The 16,246-nt window shown below is 73.5% G+C and carries 17 protein-coding genes and 1 pseudogene; 12 read left to right on the plus strand and 6 right to left on the minus strand.

The features are described 5' to 3' along the window. Nucleotides 1-123: 123 nt before the first annotated feature. The 7 genes from ACFYXU_RS12790 (at nucleotide 124) to ACFYXU_RS12820 (ending at nucleotide 5,637) form a co-directional block, all read left to right on the plus strand. The gene (locus ACFYXU_RS12790; protein ID WP_376515640.1) at nucleotides 124-810 is read left to right on the plus strand and encodes a cholesterol esterase; all 687 of its coding nucleotides are present in this window, start codon (nucleotides 124-126) and stop codon (nucleotides 808-810) included. A gap of 155 nt (nucleotides 811-965) precedes the next feature. Next, on the plus strand, nucleotides 966-1,418 hold the full coding sequence (locus ACFYXU_RS12795; protein ID WP_376515643.1) for a DUF6114 domain-containing protein: 453 nt from the start codon (nucleotides 966-968) through the stop codon (nucleotides 1,416-1,418). Beyond that, nucleotides 1,415-2,179, plus strand: coding sequence for a DUF6230 family protein (locus ACFYXU_RS12800; protein ID WP_361406503.1), 765 nt, complete (start codon nucleotides 1,415-1,417; stop codon nucleotides 2,177-2,179). Before ACFYXU_RS12795 ends, ACFYXU_RS12800 begins: the two co-directional genes overlap by 4 nt. Further along, entirely contained in the window at nucleotides 2,173-2,559 is a 387-nt protein-coding gene (locus ACFYXU_RS12805) for a DUF6114 domain-containing protein (protein ID WP_361406506.1), read from the plus strand. Before ACFYXU_RS12800 ends, ACFYXU_RS12805 begins: the two co-directional genes overlap by 7 nt. Next, complete coding sequence (locus ACFYXU_RS12810) at nucleotides 2,556-3,164, plus strand: hypothetical protein (protein WP_376515645.1); 609 nt, start codon at nucleotides 2,556-2,558, stop codon at nucleotides 3,162-3,164. The genes ACFYXU_RS12805 and ACFYXU_RS12810 overlap by 4 nt, the downstream gene beginning before the upstream one ends. After that, a complete protein-coding gene (locus ACFYXU_RS12815; protein ID WP_329850207.1) occupies nucleotides 3,161-3,853 on the plus strand; it encodes a DUF6230 family protein in 693 nt (230 codons plus the stop codon). Before ACFYXU_RS12810 ends, ACFYXU_RS12815 begins: the two co-directional genes overlap by 4 nt. Nucleotides 3,854-3,975: 122 nt before the next feature. Beyond that, entirely contained in the window at nucleotides 3,976-5,637 is a 1,662-nt protein-coding gene (locus ACFYXU_RS12820; protein WP_389457651.1) for a peptidase M23, read from the plus strand. A 102-nt stretch (nucleotides 5,638-5,739) separates the two neighbouring features. Here ACFYXU_RS12820 and ACFYXU_RS12825 read toward each other — a convergent pair whose 3' ends face one another. The 5 genes from ACFYXU_RS12825 to ACFYXU_RS12845 form a co-directional block, all read right to left on the minus strand. Beyond that, nucleotides 5,740-7,146: a serine/threonine-protein kinase gene (locus ACFYXU_RS12825; protein WP_389457653.1), complete on the minus strand. Its 1,407-nt coding sequence runs from the start codon at nucleotides 7,144-7,146 to the stop codon at nucleotides 5,740-5,742. Then, nucleotides 7,143-7,949: a serine/threonine protein kinase gene (locus tag ACFYXU_RS12830; protein WP_329850212.1), complete on the minus strand. Its 807-nt coding sequence runs from the start codon at nucleotides 7,947-7,949 to the stop codon at nucleotides 7,143-7,145. Before ACFYXU_RS12830 ends, ACFYXU_RS12825 begins: the two co-directional genes overlap by 4 nt. Before the next feature lie 501 nt (nucleotides 7,950-8,450). Then, complete coding sequence (locus ACFYXU_RS12835; protein WP_376515653.1) at nucleotides 8,451-9,965, minus strand: peptidoglycan DD-metalloendopeptidase family protein; 1,515 nt, start codon at nucleotides 9,963-9,965, stop codon at nucleotides 8,451-8,453. Between the two features lie 16 nt (nucleotides 9,966-9,981). Next, a complete protein-coding gene (locus ACFYXU_RS12840) occupies nucleotides 9,982-10,971 on the minus strand; it encodes an alpha/beta hydrolase (RefSeq protein WP_389457656.1) in 990 nt (329 codons plus the stop codon). Between the two features lie 319 nt (nucleotides 10,972-11,290). Next, nucleotides 11,291-11,656: a hypothetical protein gene (locus ACFYXU_RS12845; RefSeq protein ID WP_376515658.1), complete on the minus strand. Its 366-nt coding sequence runs from the start codon at nucleotides 11,654-11,656 to the stop codon at nucleotides 11,291-11,293. A gap of 223 nt (nucleotides 11,657-11,879) precedes the next feature. Here ACFYXU_RS12845 and ACFYXU_RS12850 point away from each other — a divergent pair, with 223 nt between their 5' ends. After that, on the plus strand, nucleotides 11,880-12,851 hold the full coding sequence (locus ACFYXU_RS12850; RefSeq protein WP_376515660.1) for a hypothetical protein: 972 nt from the start codon (nucleotides 11,880-11,882) through the stop codon (nucleotides 12,849-12,851). Between the two features lie 24 nt (nucleotides 12,852-12,875). Here ACFYXU_RS12850 and ACFYXU_RS12855 read toward each other — a convergent pair whose 3' ends face one another. After that, nucleotides 12,876-13,022, minus strand: coding sequence for a hypothetical protein (locus tag ACFYXU_RS12855; protein ID WP_389457658.1), 147 nt, complete (start codon nucleotides 13,020-13,022; stop codon nucleotides 12,876-12,878). A gap of 213 nt (nucleotides 13,023-13,235) precedes the next feature. Here ACFYXU_RS12855 and ACFYXU_RS12860 point away from each other — a divergent pair, with 213 nt between their 5' ends. The 4 genes and pseudogenes from ACFYXU_RS12860 to ACFYXU_RS12875 all read left to right on the plus strand — a co-directional run bounded on the left by ACFYXU_RS12860 (nucleotide 13,236) and on the right by ACFYXU_RS12875 (nucleotide 16,103). Further along, the gene (locus ACFYXU_RS12860) at nucleotides 13,236-13,931 is read left to right on the plus strand and encodes an NmrA family transcriptional regulator (RefSeq protein WP_389457660.1); all 696 of its coding nucleotides are present in this window, start codon (nucleotides 13,236-13,238) and stop codon (nucleotides 13,929-13,931) included. Further along, nucleotides 13,921-14,286, plus strand: a pseudogene (locus tag ACFYXU_RS12865) (darcynin family protein). Before ACFYXU_RS12860 ends, ACFYXU_RS12865 begins: the two are co-directional and overlap by 11 nt. Nucleotides 14,287-14,752: 466 nt before the next feature. Next, complete coding sequence (locus ACFYXU_RS12870) at nucleotides 14,753-15,250, plus strand: DUF4232 domain-containing protein (protein ID WP_389457662.1); 498 nt, start codon at nucleotides 14,753-14,755, stop codon at nucleotides 15,248-15,250. A gap of 166 nt (nucleotides 15,251-15,416) precedes the next feature. After that, nucleotides 15,417-16,103, plus strand: a complete 687-nt coding sequence (locus ACFYXU_RS12875) for a hypothetical protein (RefSeq protein WP_389457664.1) — start codon at nucleotides 15,417-15,419, stop codon at nucleotides 16,101-16,103. Nucleotides 16,104-16,246 lie beyond the last annotated feature (143 nt).

The following is a 16,246-nucleotide window of genomic DNA, read 5'->3' on the forward strand; positions in this document are numbered from 1 at the left end:
AGTCCAGCCGAAAAATGCTCAGGATTGTCAGAAGTGTTGACACTTCTCTAGAGACTGTCCAATTCTCGAACAGGCAGCCGCAAGATGTCATTCGACCAGTGCGGCACGACGGTTGGAGATCAGATGCAGCACGAGACCCGGGGCGTCACCCGCTGGCGGAGATCGGCGTTCCTCGCCGTACCCGCGACGGCCGCCATCGCCGCCATGGCCACCGCCATGGTCCAGGGGGCGCTCGCCGCGAACCTCTCGCTCACGAGCGTCCCCTTCACCCTCAGCTCCAAGACCGTCGCCGCACCGCAGGGCATCGGCGCGGTCATGCACACCATCGACGCCGGCGGGGCCAAGGGCGCCGCCGAGGTCGGCATCGCCAAGGCGGGCCTCGACGGCATCTGTGTCCACGCCGTCCAGTCCGTCGACCTCCCGGTGATCGGCAGCCTCGGCACCTGGTCGCTCAACATCTCCTCGCCCGCCGCCGCCACCCCGCTCACCAGCGACCAGCTCGTCGCCGGTGCCGGACTCCAGGCGAACAAGCTCGTGCTCGACGCCCAGGCGCTCAAGGCCGCCACGGCGACCCTCAACGCGAGCGGCACCACCCCGAACGTCATCGGCGCCGCCGCCGACGGCGCCGGGATCAAGAGCACCGGCATCGACGACGGCACCCCGGGCCAGTTCGGCCTCGACGCCACCGGCGGCCGGACCGACATCAAGAACCTCCACGCCGACGCCAACGGCGCCACGATCGCCGGCGCCCTCACCCTCCCGGACCTCGCGATCGGGATCGCCCACGGCGACAAGACCTGCGGAGGCTGACACCCCGCACCACCCCGGGGCCGACCCCGCACCACCCCGGACCCCGACCCCGCACCACCCGGAGCCTGACACCCCGCGCCACCCCGGGGCCCCGTGTCCGCCGTACGGCGCGGGGCCCCGGGCCTCCGACCCCGACCCCACGCTGCGAGGCCCCCATGACCACCGACCCGCCGCCCCGGCCGACCGAAGGACCCGCCCCGGGCCGCGCCCGCCGCGCCTTCCGCCGCTGGCGCCGCACCCGGCCGTTCTGGGCCGCCCTGTGGACCGGACTCGGCGGCTTCGTCATCTTCTTCCTGCCCATGGCACCGCTCGGCAAGATCCTCCAGGTCGGCGTCGGAGGGATCGCGGGCATGGCGGGCGGCGTCCTCCTGATGGCGATGGCGCTGCTCATCCTGCTGATGCCCGGGCAGCGCCACACGGCCGGCGTCATCGCGGTCATCGCGGGCGTCGCCTCCTTCCCCCTCTCGAACCTCGGCGGCCTCTTCGCCGGCATGTTCCTCTCGGTCCTCGGCGGCTCCATGGCCTTCGCCTGGCTGCCGGAGAAGCCCGCGCGCCGCCGCCCCCTCGCCCGTACGGCACCGACCCCCGAAGGGAGCGGATCCGCGTGAACGCCCTCACCTCCGGAGCCCGCGCGGGCCTCCGGGCCGGCGGCCGCGCCGCCGCCGGCTGGAACACCCGCATGCTCGCCCAGGCCGCCGACGGCACCCGTCGCGGCACCCGATGGGGGCGCGGCGCCCTCGCCCTCGTCCCCTCCGCCCTCGCCGTCGGCGTCCTCGGCACCGCCCTCGCGCAGGGAGCGCTCGCCGCGAACTTCAGCGTCACCGGCCAGCCCTTCACCCTGACCTCCAACGGCGTCCGGGGCACCGGCTTCGGCGCCATCGTCAACACCCCCGCCGTCGGACGCCCCGACGGCACCTCGACCACCACCACCGCGATGGCCCGCGTCGGCTTCGCCAGCGCCGGGCTCGCCGGACTCTGCGGGATCGTCCACCAGACGATCGCCGGCGTCCCGTACTCCCTGCTCCTGACGGGCGGCCAGAAGGTGACCGCCGCCCCGCCCGCCGCCTTCACCTCCGACATCGACGCCTCCAACCTCTACATCCAGGCCACCGAGCTCCAGTCCTACGGGCCCACGACCCTCCAGAACGCGGTGCTCGGACAGTCCGCCGACCAGGTCACCGTCGCCGGGAAGCCGCTGACCGGCGCCCTGCCCGGCGGCTTCGGACTCGGCTCCGCGGGCGGCGAGGGCGGCAGCTCCATCACGCTCCACGGACTGAACGCCACCGCGTACGACGCCGAGATGGCCGGGGCGCTCGTCCTGCCCGACCTGAGGATCAAGGTCGTCGCGGGAACGGCGACCACGTGCTGAGCCGGGCGCGGGCCGCGCTCACCTGGTTCCGCGCCTTCCGCCGCACCCGGCCGTTCTGGGGCGCGGTGTGGCTGGTCGCCGGAGGCTGGACCGTGCTCAAGTTCTCCCTCAGCTCCCTCCAGCTGATCGTGAGCACCGGATTCGGGGGAGTGGCCGGCTACCTGGTCGGCGGCGGGATGATCCTGTGCGGCCTCATCCCGCTCGCGCTGCCCGCCCAGCGGTACACCTTCGGGCTCATCGGCGCCGTCCTCGCCGTCGTCTCGCTCGTCGTCTCCAACCTGGGCGGCTTCCTGCTCGGCATGGCGCTCGGCGTGCTCGGCGGCTCCATGATGGTCGGCTGGGGCGTCAAACGGCCGCGCCGCCGGGCGGTGGAGGGGTGACGGCCCGCCGGCGGGCCCTGGCCGTGGTCACGGCGCTCGTCCTCGCCCTCGGCACCGCCGTCTGGTCGGGCCTGCCGAGCAGCGCCTCGGGCGAGTCCGCCGCGGTCGCGCCGCTGGGCGTGCCCTTCCTGCCCTCCCCGGACCCCCTGCACGTCACCATCGGCAGCATGGTCGCCGTCTCCATGACGGTCGACAAGAACGTCACCATCCGGCTCTCCGACGGCTCGACGCGCACCACCACCCAGTACACCTTCACCAAGCTCAAGATCCGCTCGCACATGAACGTGGTCCAGCGCGCGGCCGGACACACCGTCACCATCGACGTCCCCGGCGAGGGTTCGCTCGGCGGCTACGACAGCGCCGGGAAGGCCGAGACGACGACGATGTGGGGGAACATCACGAACGTCTGCGTCCGCGTCCTCGTCAAGATCTGCGGCGTGCAGGGGCTGCTCGACTTCTTCGGCTCCCTCATCCCGCTCACCGCCGGAGCCGAGGACTTCACCGGGGACATCTACGCGATCCGGACCGTCGACGACCACGCGGCCCTCGACTCCACCGACAACCCCGTCCACCTCCCCGGGACCATCACGGTGACCACCCCGTGAACGGCCGTGAGGAAGGACGCACCCACTGGCTCCGGTCCCTCGCCGTCGCGCTGCCCGCGCTCCTCGCCGCCGGCGGTCTCGGCTCCGCCATGGCGACCGGCGCGCTCGCCGTCGGCCTCCGCGTCCAGGACCGGCCCGTCGACTTCACCACCAGCAGCCTGTACGGGACGCAGTACGGCGCTGCCGTCGTCGACCAGGGCGTCGTACGGCCCGACGGCTCCACCGGCAGCGAGCGCGTGCTCCGCATGGGCTTCGCGGACGGCGTCATCAACGGCCTCTGCCTGAGCCGGCGGCAGCAGATCGCGGGAGCCACGTACACCCTGCTCCTCACCCTCGGCGACGACGACCCGGGCTCCTGGGAGATCAGGACCAAGAACACCGTCCTCGACCTGCGCACCGCCACCGGCGTCCTCGACATGGACGGCGTCGTCGACCTCAACGTCAACGGCGCCGACGTCAAGACCGTCAAGGACGCCACCGGCGCGTACGTCGTCAACCCGCTCGACAGCCCGCAGCACCGCTTCGGCATCCAGGCGCGCTACGCCAAGTTCGACCGGATCACCGGCACCGCACAGGACTTCCAGATCCCCGGCCTCCTCACCACCCCGAAGCTCTCGCTCTCCGTCCGCCCCGGCACGGTCGCCTGTCCCGCGCCCCGGGCCCCCACGGGGACGCCCGGCACGCCCTGACCCGACCCGTCCCCGTGTCCTGCCCCGATGTCACTCCGGATCGTTCCGGATGCCCTCCCCGGCGCCCGCGCCCCTACCGTCACCACGGCGTCCGCCTCTCACCCGTGACAGAAAGGGACACCATGCCCAGAGGCTCGTTACGCCGTGCGCTCACCCGGCTGGCCGTCGTGACCGGTGCCGCCGCCCTGGCCGCCGGGACCCTCGCCCCGGCCGCCGTCGCCCGGCCCGTCCCCGAACCGGTCCCCGGCAAGGAACGGGCCGGGGTCTCCCGGTACTTCGCGGGCCCGGAGGGGTTCGCCATCCCGACCGTCCCCTGCGACCCGGCCGGCCCCTCGGCCACCGACGCCCTCCTCGCCGACCAGCTCAACCCGCAGCTGGGCGCGAAGATGGCCGGCTATCTGGACGCGTACAAGATGTCCTGCGCGCGCATGGTCACCCAGGCGGTCAAGGACCGCGGGCTCAACCCGAGGGCCGCCGCGATCGCGCTCGCCACGATCATCGTGGAGAGCAGCATGAACAACTACGCCCAGGCCGTCGACTACACCAGCCTCGGACTGTTCCAGCAGCAGGACTGGTGGGGCAGCCGGGAGCAGCGCCTCGACCCGGTCCACGCCACCAACGCCTTCTTCGACGAGGTCGAACGGCAGTACCCGGGCGGCTCCTGGAACGACGAGGCGATCGGCGAGGTGGCCTGGCACGTCCAGCGCCCCCGCGAGGACCTGCGCTACCTGTACGGAGTGGAGGCGGGCGACGCGACCCTCATCGCCCACGCGCTCTGGTCCGGCATGACCACCGGCCCCCGGCACCCGTACGGCTCGGGCCGCGTGGTGTCCGGGCGGTCCGCCGACGGACGTCTGGAGGCCTTCGCCGCCGGAGCCGACGGGGTCTACCACGCCTGGCAGACGGCGGTGAACGGCGCCTGGTCCACCTGGCGGTTCGAGGGAGGCCCGCGCGACGCGCAGCTGGCGGTGGCGTCCAACGCCGACGGCCGGCTCGAACTGTTCGCGCTGTCGGCCGGCACCTTCGACCACATGTGGCAGACCGGGCCGAGCGCGGGGTGGTCCGGCTGGGCGAACTTCGGCACCGGCGGCCACCGGCTGGCCGTGGGCAACAACGCCGACGGCCGCATCGAGGTGTTCGCCTCCAACCCGAGCGGCGTCTTCCACCGCTGGCAGACGGCGCCCAGCGGCGGCTGGGCGAACTGGGAGGGCACCGGCCGCGGCCCCGCCGACGCCCGGCTCGCCCTGGAGACCGCGCCCGACGGCCGCCTGGAGGTCTTCGCCCTGTCGGACGCCACCTTCGGACACCTCTACCAGACGGCGGTCGGCGGGGGCTGGTCCGCCTGGGAGGACTTCGGCGGCGGCGGGCACGACGTCGCCGTCAGCCACAACCAGGACGGCCGCCTGGAGGTCTTCGCCTCCAACGCGAGCGGGGTCTTCCACCGCTGGCAGACCGGCCCGACCAGCTGGTCGGCGTGGACGGGCACCGGCGGCATCACCGACGCCGAGCTGACCACCGCGCGCTCGGTCGACGGCCGGGTGGAGGTCTTCGCGATCAACTCCACCACCGCGAGCCACTCCTGGCAGACCGGCCCGAACGCCGCCTACTCCGGGTGGGAGACCTTCGGCGGCGGCGGCACCGAGATCGGCGCGGCCAACAACGCCGACGGCCGCATCGAGGTCTTCGGCACCAGCCGTGCCGGCGTCTACCACCGCTGGCAGACCGGCTTCACCAGCTGGGCGGAATGGGGCTGGCTGAACGACGCGGGGCCGGCGGTGGGCTAGCACCCCGGGGCCGACCGGCCGCCGTGTCGGCTCGGCGCGTCCGGGACCGTGACCGGCGTACGGCGCCCGTGACCGGCGTACGCCGCCTCCCGCGCGGCCCGGTCAGCCGGGCGCCGGGAGGTCCGGGCACGGGGGGAGCGCGGGGCGGTCCTTCGTGCGGACGGCGGGGAGCCAGGCCGTGGGGTATCGGGAGCCGTGCGGGAGGCGGACGCGGAACCAGAGGGTGGACGTCCGGTCCTCCTCGTCGATCACGGGCTGTCCGTCCGGGAGCCGGCAGTCGGCGGTGAGGCTGTCGCCGTGCCACACCCGGGTCGGGACGACGTTGCCCACCGCGTACGGCCGCAGCGGATCGATCGCCAGGCCCAGGCTGCACTGCGGGTCCCGGTCCGCCCGGTCCTGGCAGCCGCGCTCGGCGTTGAAGACCGTGACGGCGGCCCGCTCCGCCGGGTCGGAGGCCCCCGCCCGGACCGTGTCCGAACCCAGGGCGCCGGCGGTCCCGCAGAGCAGTGCGGCGAGGACGGCGGCCCGCGCCCGGCTCCCCGGCCGCCGGGCCCGCGCGGACCGGCCCTCCCCGGCGGCGATGCGGGCGAGGAGGCTCTCGGCCGTGTGCGGGGCGCGCTCCGCGTGGCTCGGGGCCAGACAGTCGGCCGCCAGCGCCCGCCAGAACGGCGGCACCGAGGGGTCCAGGCGCAGCGGCGCACGCCCTTCCCCGTACTGCTGCACGGCCGCTCCCCGCGCCACCGGCGTGGCGCCGGGGAACGGCGACGCGCCGGCCGCGAACACCTCGTGGATGACCACCCCCAGCGCCCAGATGTCGGCACTGGGTCTGACCTGCACCCCGAGCTCCCCGAGCGGCGCCCGCCAGCGCTCGGGCGGAAGGTAGTCCAGGGTGCCCAGCGGAGGCACGTACCCGTGCGTCCCGGTCAGCTCCGTGGCCAGACCGAAGTCCGAGAGCTTCACCGAACCGTCCGCGCCCAGCAGGACGTTCTCCGGCTTCAGGTCCGCGTGCACCCAGCCCGAGCGGTGCAGATGGGCAAGACCCTCGCAGATCCCCGCGATCAGCCGGCCCCGGTCGGCTTCCGGCACCCCGGCGTCCAGGAGCTCGCGCAGACTGCCCGCCGCCCGCTCCATGACCAGCACGATCGCGCCGTCCACCGCGGGCAGGTCCGGCGCGGCGAGGACGAAGGACTCCCGGAGGCCGATCAGCCGGGGATGCCCCGCCCCGCTCCCGAGCGCGACCTCGCGCCGCGCCGACTCCACGATCCTGCGGGCCTGGCGCGGCGCGAGCCCGGCCGTCGGCATGACCTTCAGGGCGACGCCACCGGACCCCGCCGCCCCGCCGACGCGGTCCCGCCGCGCCTCCCGGGCCGGACGCGCCGCGTACACCGTGGACCAGCCCCCCGTCCCGATCAGCTCGGTGACCACCCAGTCGCCCACCCGCCGGCCCGGCGGGATCAGCTCCCCGCGCTCCTGTCCCGTCGTGTCGGCGCCCTCGCGCGGCGCCGTCATCGCGGCCCCTGCCGCTCCCGCCCGCCGCCCGCCAGGGGCGGCAGCAGCGCGAGGTGCTCCTCCCGCACCAGACCGAACCGCAGCGCGAGCCCGACGATCTCCTCCCGCTTGCCGTTGCGGCGCTCGCCCCTGCCGGGCTCCCGGTCGTCCAGGACGCCGATGCGCAGCTTCTCCTCGGCGAGGTAGTCGATGTGCGAGCTGATCGCCCGTGCGGTCGGCGCGCCGCCGGGGAGGTGGCCCCGGAGCCGCTCGACGATCTGGGGCGTGGTGGGGACCGCCACCCGGGACTGGTCGCGCAGCCGGGGTTCGCAGAGCGCGACGAGCACCAGGAAGTACGTCGCCGACTCGTCCAGGGAGTACGCGGTGACCGTGCGGCTGCCCCAGGGGACGCCCCTCGCGTCCGGGTCCAGATAGACGTGGTCGGGCGCGAACACCTGGAAGGAGACCGTCAGGTCGCCGCGCGTCGGCAGCACCACGCGCGCGAACTCGAAGGGGACGGGCGCCCCGACGCGCCGGGGCGGGACCCTCAGGTACTCGCCCGCGCCCTCGGGGTTCTCCACCAGGTAGGTGTGAGCGCTGCTGTGGTTCGTCAGCTGCCAGTGGTCGTCGGTCGCGCGGATCTCCCCGGCGAGCCGGGAGATCGCGGCGTCGGCGAGCCGGAGCTCGACCGGTGTCGTCGCCGACCCCCGGCCGAAGCGGGCGACCTCGCCCGGACCCAGGCGCAACGTGACCGCGTCACCGCTCGGTTCGCCGTCTCCGGCGCCACCGTTCCCCCGCGGCAGATGGACGACTACGCCGCTCACCGCTCCCCCTCTTCGCCCCGTCGCGGTTGTCGGACGAGCGGAACGATACTCACCAGTCAGGGGAGTTCACCGGCGTGCTTCGGCCAGTTCGGCCGCACCGGCGGGGGCGCCCGGCGCTGCTGCCCCGTCACCGGGCCAGGGCCTCCGGGGTTCTCCGCCCGGCGGGCCCGCCAGTGCCTCCCGGGGCATCGCTCCACGCTGTGACCCAGGCCACCCGAGTACGGTGGCGCGACGGTGATTTGAGGGCGTTTCCGGTCCTCTGCGGCACCGCTCCGCCGAAGGCCGTACGGGGACGCGGCCGAGGCGGCGGGGGCGACCCGCGCGGCCTCCCGCGCCCCGCCCGGGGAGCCGGGAGCGGCGTCCCGCCCCGCGCGAGGTGGGGCACGTCACCGCGCCCGGAGGGGAGTAAGGGCCGATCCGGGAGGTTCGTGAGGGCCCGAACCTCCCGGATCGCCCGCCGAGCGTGGCGAGATTCCGTACGCGGCGCTCCCGGCCCCGCACTCAGCGCGCGGCTCGGACCCCGAGTCCCGGACCCGCGGTGCCGTTCACCCAGACCCAGGACGACCAGCTGGTGAAGCCGGTCTGCCAGATGTGGAACGTGCCGGCCGTGCTGGTGCCGAAGACCTCGATCCGGCCGTCGGCGTTGGAGGCGGCCGTGACCTCGGTGCCGCCGCCGCCGAAGGTCTCCCACGGCGCGTAGGAGGCGTTCACCCCGGTCTGCCAGGTGTGCATGGCCGTCCCGCCGTTCATGGCGAAGACCTCGACCCGGCCGTCGGCCGTGCGCTCACTGCTGAGCCGGGAATCCGCCGGACCGCCCGTGGACTCCCACCCGGACCAACTGCTCGGACCCGTCTGGTACTTGTGGAAGACCCCGACCGGACCCGAGGCGAAGACCTCGATGCGGCCGTCGGCGTTGTGGTCGACCGTGAGGTCACGGCCGCCGCCACCGAAGTCCTCCCAGCCGGACCAGCCGCCGTTCGGTCCCGTCTGGTACTGGTGCTGGAAGGCGCTGTCGCCGAGCGCGAACACCTCCAGGCGGCCGTCGGGCGACTTCTCCACCTCGATCCGCCCGCCGACGGGACCGCCGCCGGTCGGCTCCCAGGCCGACCAGCCGCCGTTCGGCGCCAGCTGGTACCGGTGGAAGACGCCGACCGGGCCCGAGGCGAAGACCTCGATGCGGCCGTCGGCGTTCACCCCGGCGGCGATGTCACGGCCGCCGCCGCCGAAGTCCTCCCAGTCGGACCAGCCGCCCGAGGGGGAGAGCTGGTAGCGGTGCCGGAAGGTGCTCCCGTCGATCGCGAACATCTCCAGGCGGCCGTCCGCGTTCGGGGCGATCGCCAGCTCGGCGTTCACCGGCCCGCCGAGCCGCTCCCACTCCGACCAGTCGCGGTTCGCCTCCCGCTGCCAGGCGTGGTGCACGCCGTCCGCGCCCGCGGCGAACAGCTCCAGCCGCCCGTCCGCCGACCGCGCCGCCACCACCCGCCCCGACTCCGCCGGATACACCAGGGGCCGGGGGTGCGGGCCGCTGCCGGGCACGCAGGGCAGGGTGATGCCGCCCTCCGCGAGGTAGACCTCGGGGTCGATCCCGTACGAGAAGGAGTCGTCCCCCCAGATCCGCAGATGGAGGTGGGAGCCGGTGGCGTTGCCCTCGGCGCCCATCAGGGCGATCTGCTGGCCGGCCGTGACGTGGTCGCCGACCGAGACGTCCCGCCGGTACATGTGCCCGTACTCGGAGGTCCGGCCGTCCGGGTGCCGGACGCGGATCCACTGGCCGTAGTCGCCGACGTACCCGGAGATGGTCACTTCGCCGTCCCCCACGGCGTAGATCGGCGTGCCGATGTCGGCGGCGATGTCGACGCCGTTGTGCCCGGGGTGGAACGGCTGGCTCACGAAGCCGACGCTCGGGCAGGCGGTGCCGGATCCGGTCGCCGCCGCCACGGCCGGGACCGAGGCGACCGGTACCGGCAGCAGGGCGGCGGCGGCCGCGACGAGCCAGGTCAAGGGGCGTCGGTACATGCTCCGGAGCACGCGCTCACGCCTTCCGGAGCCGGTCGACGATGCCGTCGATGTCGCGCTGCATCATGTCGTGGCGGATGAAGTGCCCGCCGGGCAGCTCGTACCACTCGTGCGGGATGCCCGCGTTGCCCAGGAGTGACCGGAACTCCCGCTGACCCCACAGCACCTGGGTCTCGTTGGCCGAGTCGAACCAGTTGACCGGGTCCGGACTGGTGCCGGCGACCAGGAAGACCCGCTTGTTGCGGTAACTCTCGATCCGCTGCACCGGGTTGTCGGCGCTGACCCGGGCCTCGTCCCAGAGCGGAGCCCCGTAGACCGTGCCGCCGTTCAGGTCGAGCGCCGCCGAGCTCGCGTTGGCCCAGTGGGTCACCAGACCGTTGTCCCGGCGCAGGCTGGCCGGGCCGGAGTGGGCGCTCACCGAGGCGAAGTGCCCGTAGTACTTTGCGGCGTACTTCAGCGCGCCGAAGCCGCCCATCGAGAAGCCGGACACGGCCCGGCCGTCGTACTCGGCGAACGTGCGGAAGTTCGCGTCGACCCACGGGATGAGCTGCGAGATGTGGAACTGCTCCCAGTTCCTCGGGCCGACGTTGGAGCTCACGGGGTTGGAGTACCAGCCCGCGTGCCCGCCGTCGGGCATGACGACGATGAGCGGCCGGCCCGCGGTCCAGGCCCGGATGCCCTCGCGGTCGAAGGTGATGAAGTCCTGGTCGGTGCCGCCGCCGTGGAACAGGTACAGCACCGGGTAGGTGCGCCCGCTCCAGTGGTAGTCGTCCGGCAGGAGGACGTTGACGGCGGGGTTCCAGCCGATGGCGGAGGTCTGGAAGCGGTAGTACCACATGCGCGCGTCGGCCTCGTTGCGGTCGACGATACGGAGACCGAAGCCGTCCCCGACGGCGGCGGCGGGCGAGGCCGCCGCCAGCATGCCCGCGCCGCCCAGCGCCATCGCGGCGGAGAGACCTCCTGCGGACCTGAGGATGTTCCGGCGGGTGGGGTTCTGCGCGCTCAACGTGACCTCCGGTTGCGGGATCCTGACGACGGTCCGGAAGGTAGCAACGCACGCGCGCCGGGTGACCCCGGAAGATTGCGGACTGACAGCGTGCGGAGCTTCGGCTAGCGGCCGCTCCCGTCCGTCCCTGGCTGCGTGGGTCTGCGGCTCACCCGCGGCCGTTCCGCCGCCGGCTTCGGCTCCGGGACCGGCAACAAGGGCTCGACCAGTGACCACAGTTCGTCCGAGACGATCCACGGCGGGGAGTTCTCCTCGCCACGAACGGGCCAACGAGCAACCAAGCCGTCAGTCATATGATCAACAGCTTCTGTTACGGCCTCTATGCGCACATGTGCTTGGGGGCCTTCGCACCCGGTCGGGCACGGAACTTCACCTCGTGCCCGGCATCGTCGGTGAAGACGGCCTCGGTCCCGGACTTCAAGGTCATCGTGCCGTGCTGGGTCGGGTTGCCCCAGCCCTCGGGCGGGTTTCCCGAGCCATCGGAGAGCGGGGTCTCCGCTTCGAAGTACGTCGAACCGATTCGGGCCTCTTCGATTCCACAGTGCGTGTACAGGTCGAAGGGAATCGTCCTGCCGGGTGATGCCGCCCGGCCGGTGTTCAGGTCCTCGTCGGCTTGGGCGCACCCCGTGAGCACCCCAACGGCCAGAGCGAGGGCAAGGATGGTCTTTCCGGCTCTCCGAGTCATGGCCTTTCGATGTACGCACCGAGCCGGCGGTTCCCGCCTTCACGGCTGTGAGCCACGTGCACGCCGACACGGCTGAAACCGCATCCCCGCGCCCGATCCCCAGCGGGTGACGGCGGGGCACCCGGATCACCCCCAGGTCTGCCCCCGCGTTCCTTCCGTCGGCCCGGCGGAGTTCGGCAGAGTGGGGTCCGAGGTGTCTTCCACGGCGAGGAGAGAGTGCCGCGTGCGCGCACACAGCAAGGAGAACGACCAGGCCGAGACGCGGTCCCCGCGGGGGCGGTCGGCCGGCACCGCGGCCGTCGAGGCCCACGCCGGGCCGCACCGCCTGCCGCGCGCGGCGGGCAACGCGGCCGTCGGACGCGCGATCACGCGGGAACACCACGACGCGCACGCGGAGTCCGGGCAGCCGGTCGTGCAGACCGCCCTCGCCGACCATGACTCCGGGGCCGCCTCCGTCCAGCGGACCCCGGAGGACGAACTGCGCGAGGCGAAGACGCCGGAGCAGATCGTCGCCGCCCTCAGGAACGCGGGGCACTCCGACGACGACGCCTGGGAGCTCATGCGGTACATGACCTCCCAGCAGTTCCCCGCCGGCGAGGGACAGGCCGACTTCGACATCCTCGGCAGCATCAAGGAGGCCTCCGAGCAACTGGCGAAGGTCAAGGCCGTGCGCCGGCGGATGGCCGCGCCGCTGCTGGCCAAGAAGTGGACGATCCGCCACTACACCGGCGCCGACCCGGCCACGCCCCCGAGCTTCCAGGAGATCGCGTCGACGTACGACAACGCCGCCGCGGGCAGGGCGAGCGAGCACACGAACGTCGCCGACTGGCGCTCCCTCGGCAACATCAAGTTCACCTTCTACCTGGTCGCCGTGGACGGCCAGGTCCCCGCACGCAACTGGCTCAACGACACGCACTGGTACGCCGAGTGGAACCTCGACGACATCCAGAGCTGCTGGGTCTCCTCGGATCTGCTGGAGCGGATGAACCAGACCATGGACGCGGACGGGGCGCGGACGGCGATGCAGGGGGCTAAGGCGTTCCGCGGTACGGGCGCGCAGCTCAAGGAGCTCCTGGCGTTCAGTGTCTTCGGGGCGGGGAACGAGCCGGCCGCGGCGCTGGACAACGCCATCGGCGGCGCGTTCGAGCTCAAGGTCCCCAACGGCCTGCCGGTCTCCGAGTGGCACAAGAAGTAGGCCGCGCCCTGCCGGTGCGGGGTCCTACGTCCCCCTCGCGGCGCCCAGCACACGGCGCACGGACGCGCGAAGCCACCGGTGGGCGCCGTCGGCGGTGTGGCGGGGGTGCCAGGCCATGGCGATCGTCAGGTGCGGCAGCGGCACCGGGATGTCCAGCAGGCGCAGCCCCATCGCGCGCGCCGCGTCGCTGAGCGGGGAGGGGGGTGCGCCGCAGGGTCGCGGGATCGACCCCGCCGCCCGGGGTGAGCAGCGCGTCCAGGCTTCGTACCACCGCGGCGGCCTCGGCCCGCAGGGCCTCGGCGCGCGGGGTCGGCACCATCGCCTGGCCCGCCCGTACCAAGCAAAGGGTCCTGGAGCACCCGGCGCGGCCGCCGCGAGGTTTTCATGATCGTCATCACCGCCCCCACCGGGAACATCGGCCGCCGGCTGCTGTCCCTCCTGGCCGAGGCCGCCCCCGCCCACGGGGAGGAACTGCGCGTCGTGGTCCGCGATCCGGCCCGGCTTCCCGAGGGCGTCCGTCGTCGCGTCGACGTCGTCACCGGTTCGCACGGCGACGCCGCGACGGTCGCTCGCGCCTTCGCCGGCGCCGGTCCCGCCGGACGCGTCGCTCACTCCTCACGAGGCCTACAGCGGCTTCACCCGGCCGGCCGCGGAGGCCTTCGCGACACCGCCGACACGGACCGCCGGGCCCCGATGGTGGCCGCGGCCGACATCGCGGCGGCGGCCGCGGGACTGCTCCTGGAGCGCTCCTGGTCGGGCGTCGGCAGCGTTCCGGTCCTCGGTCCGCGGGACCTGTCGCCCCACGACCTGGCCCGCCTCATGACGGAGGAGCTGGGCCGTCCGGTCCGCTACGAGCGCCAGTCGCTCGACGACCTGCGCGCCACGATGCTCGGCCACGGTCTGGCGGAGGCGTTCGTCGAGGGCATGGTCGACATGAAGCGCGCCAAGGACGAGGGCCTGGACGAGGGCGCCGACCGGGCGTCACGGGCGGTGGTTCCGGGCACGGACTTCGCCCGGTGGTGCGCGCGGACCCTCAAGCCGGCCGTACTCGCCGCCCCGGAGGCAACCGGTGGCCGCTGACCGTACCGCGTCACCGGTCACCGCGTTCCTACTGGTCAAGACCACGCCCGAGTGGCTGTCGATGACGGTGGAGGAACGCGTCCGGGCGTTCACCACACAGGTCGTCCCGGCGATCGAGGCCCGCACCCGCGGCGTCCGCTCCCGCTTCCACGACACGGAGTTCCACTCGGCGCGGGTCACCGACGTCTGGGTGTGGGAGGCCGACGACCACGACGCGTATCGCCTGCTGATCGACGCGCTGCGCGAGACCCCGTCCCGGGACCGCTAACCCGAGGTCGTGGACCTGCTGGTCGGCATCGAGAACGGCTACGCGCGCACGTACGGCCTTCCGCCCGTCGCCGGCCTGTCCACCTGATCCCGGCCCGTCCACGTGGCCCGGGCCTCTGCACCTGGCCCCCACCCGTCGACCCGCCCCAGGCCTGTCCACCGCCTGACCTCGGCCCGTCCCGGACTGGCGGGCGGGCGCCGGAACCCCGACACGAGAAAGGTCCTGCTCCCTTCCGCGGAAGGGAGCAGGACCTCATGGAGCGCTGGGCAGGCCTTGCACCTGCATCCCCCCACGGGAAGTGGGGTGTCTTTCCTTGGACCACCAACGCCGGGCCCGGACTGCCTTGCGGCGGCGAGCTCAAGATCCATCGTACGGCATGGATCTCGGCGCGCGGCACACCGACACTCCGCCATCGCCGCCCCTGCTCCGCAGTGTCCCTTTCATGACGATTCTGAAACATTGCAAACAGGGACGATCGGGAAGGGAATCTCTTGATCGCGGCTCCGTCGGGGAGCATCCGCGCGGTCACCGTCCACGCTGGGGAGCATCCTTCATGCGCACGCACCGAACGTTCACCGCCCTCGTCGCGATCGCCGGACTGACCGTCGCGGCCGCCGGCACCGCTCACGCGGCCACGACGGGCGACGACGCCCCGTCGGCCTGCCGGCCCGCCAACCACCGGGCGGAGATCACCCGCGACCAGGGCAGTGCCGGACACTTCCACTTCCGCGTGACACTGACCGCGCCGCGCGGGTACGCCTCCTGCGTCCTGGCCGGGTCGCCCACCGACCTCCGCTTCTCCGACCACGGCGCTGCCGTTCCCGTCACCGCCGGCCGGTACGGGGACCAGGGCGCGGCCGTGACCTTCGGGCCGGGCCGCCCCGTCCACTTCGACGTCCAGGTCCCCGACGGCGGCCGCGTGCTCGCCGCCGACGAGGCCGCCTTCACCCTGCGCACCCCTGACAACACCATCCCCGGGGCCTCCTTCGCCGAGGGCGAGTTCGCCGTGGCCCCCGGCACCCTCGTCGGACCCGTCCAGCCCGGCGCCTGACGCCCGGGCCCGCCGTTCCGTGCTCATGTATCCGGTCTGTGACAGACATGTCCGGGTACGAAGACACCGGAACCGTACGGGTGTTCAGGCAGCTCATAGTGATCGAACACGCACGGGGGGCCGACTCGTCATCGGCCCCGACCACTCCAGACCAAGGGACTTCTCCATGTTCGGCAACCGTCGCAAGGCACTCCTCGTCTCCGCCGCCCTCACCGGTGGCGTCCTGCTCATGACGGCGTGCCAGAACTCGGACGGGGCGACCGGAGACGGGGCGGGCGCGGGGACGGGGGCGACACAGGGATCCTCGTCCGCCGCCCCGGCCGACGGCGCCACCTCGGGCACGCCCACCACCCCCGCCACGCCCGGCGAGCCGGCGTCGTCCGCGCCGGGCAAGGGGAAGACGTCCGGGGCCGGCTCCGGCACCGACAGCGGCAACGGCGAGGGCAAGAAGGTCGGCCAGACCTGTGGTGCCAACGACATCGCCTGGGCCACGAAGCACGAGTCCCAGGCGGGCGGGTACATCCTGGTCAGCGCCAAGGCCAAGCCGGGCATCACCTGTTACCTCCCCGCGGCGCTGCCCGTCATCGCCTTCGGCTCCGACGGCACCGAGGCGGGACCCGCGGAGCAGGCCGTCGGCGAGCAGATCAAGCTGAGCGGGAACACCACCGCCTACGCGGGAGTGAACCCGAAGACGACCAAGGAGAACGGGGGCAAGGAACTCGACAGCATCATCGTCGCCGTCGGCAACGACGACCCGAACCCGGTCTCCCTCCCGGTCGGCACGATCACCGTCGACAAGCCCATCGTCACGAACTGGCACACGGCTCCGAAGGACGCCGTCCCGTTCAGCTAGGCGGACGGGAGGCCACAGGGCGCCGAACGACCGGGCGCGAGAACGGCGGTGGGCCCCCCCCCCCCCCGGGGGGGGGGCCCCCCCCCCCCGGGGGGGGGGGGGGGGGGCCCCCACACCACCCGGACCCCCCCCCCAACCCGCCC

Origin of the sequence: Streptomyces sp. NPDC002232 (assembly GCF_042890295.1) — a bacterium.
In the GTDB taxonomy this organism is placed as follows: Bacteria; Actinomycetota; Actinomycetes; order Streptomycetales; family Streptomycetaceae; genus Streptomyces.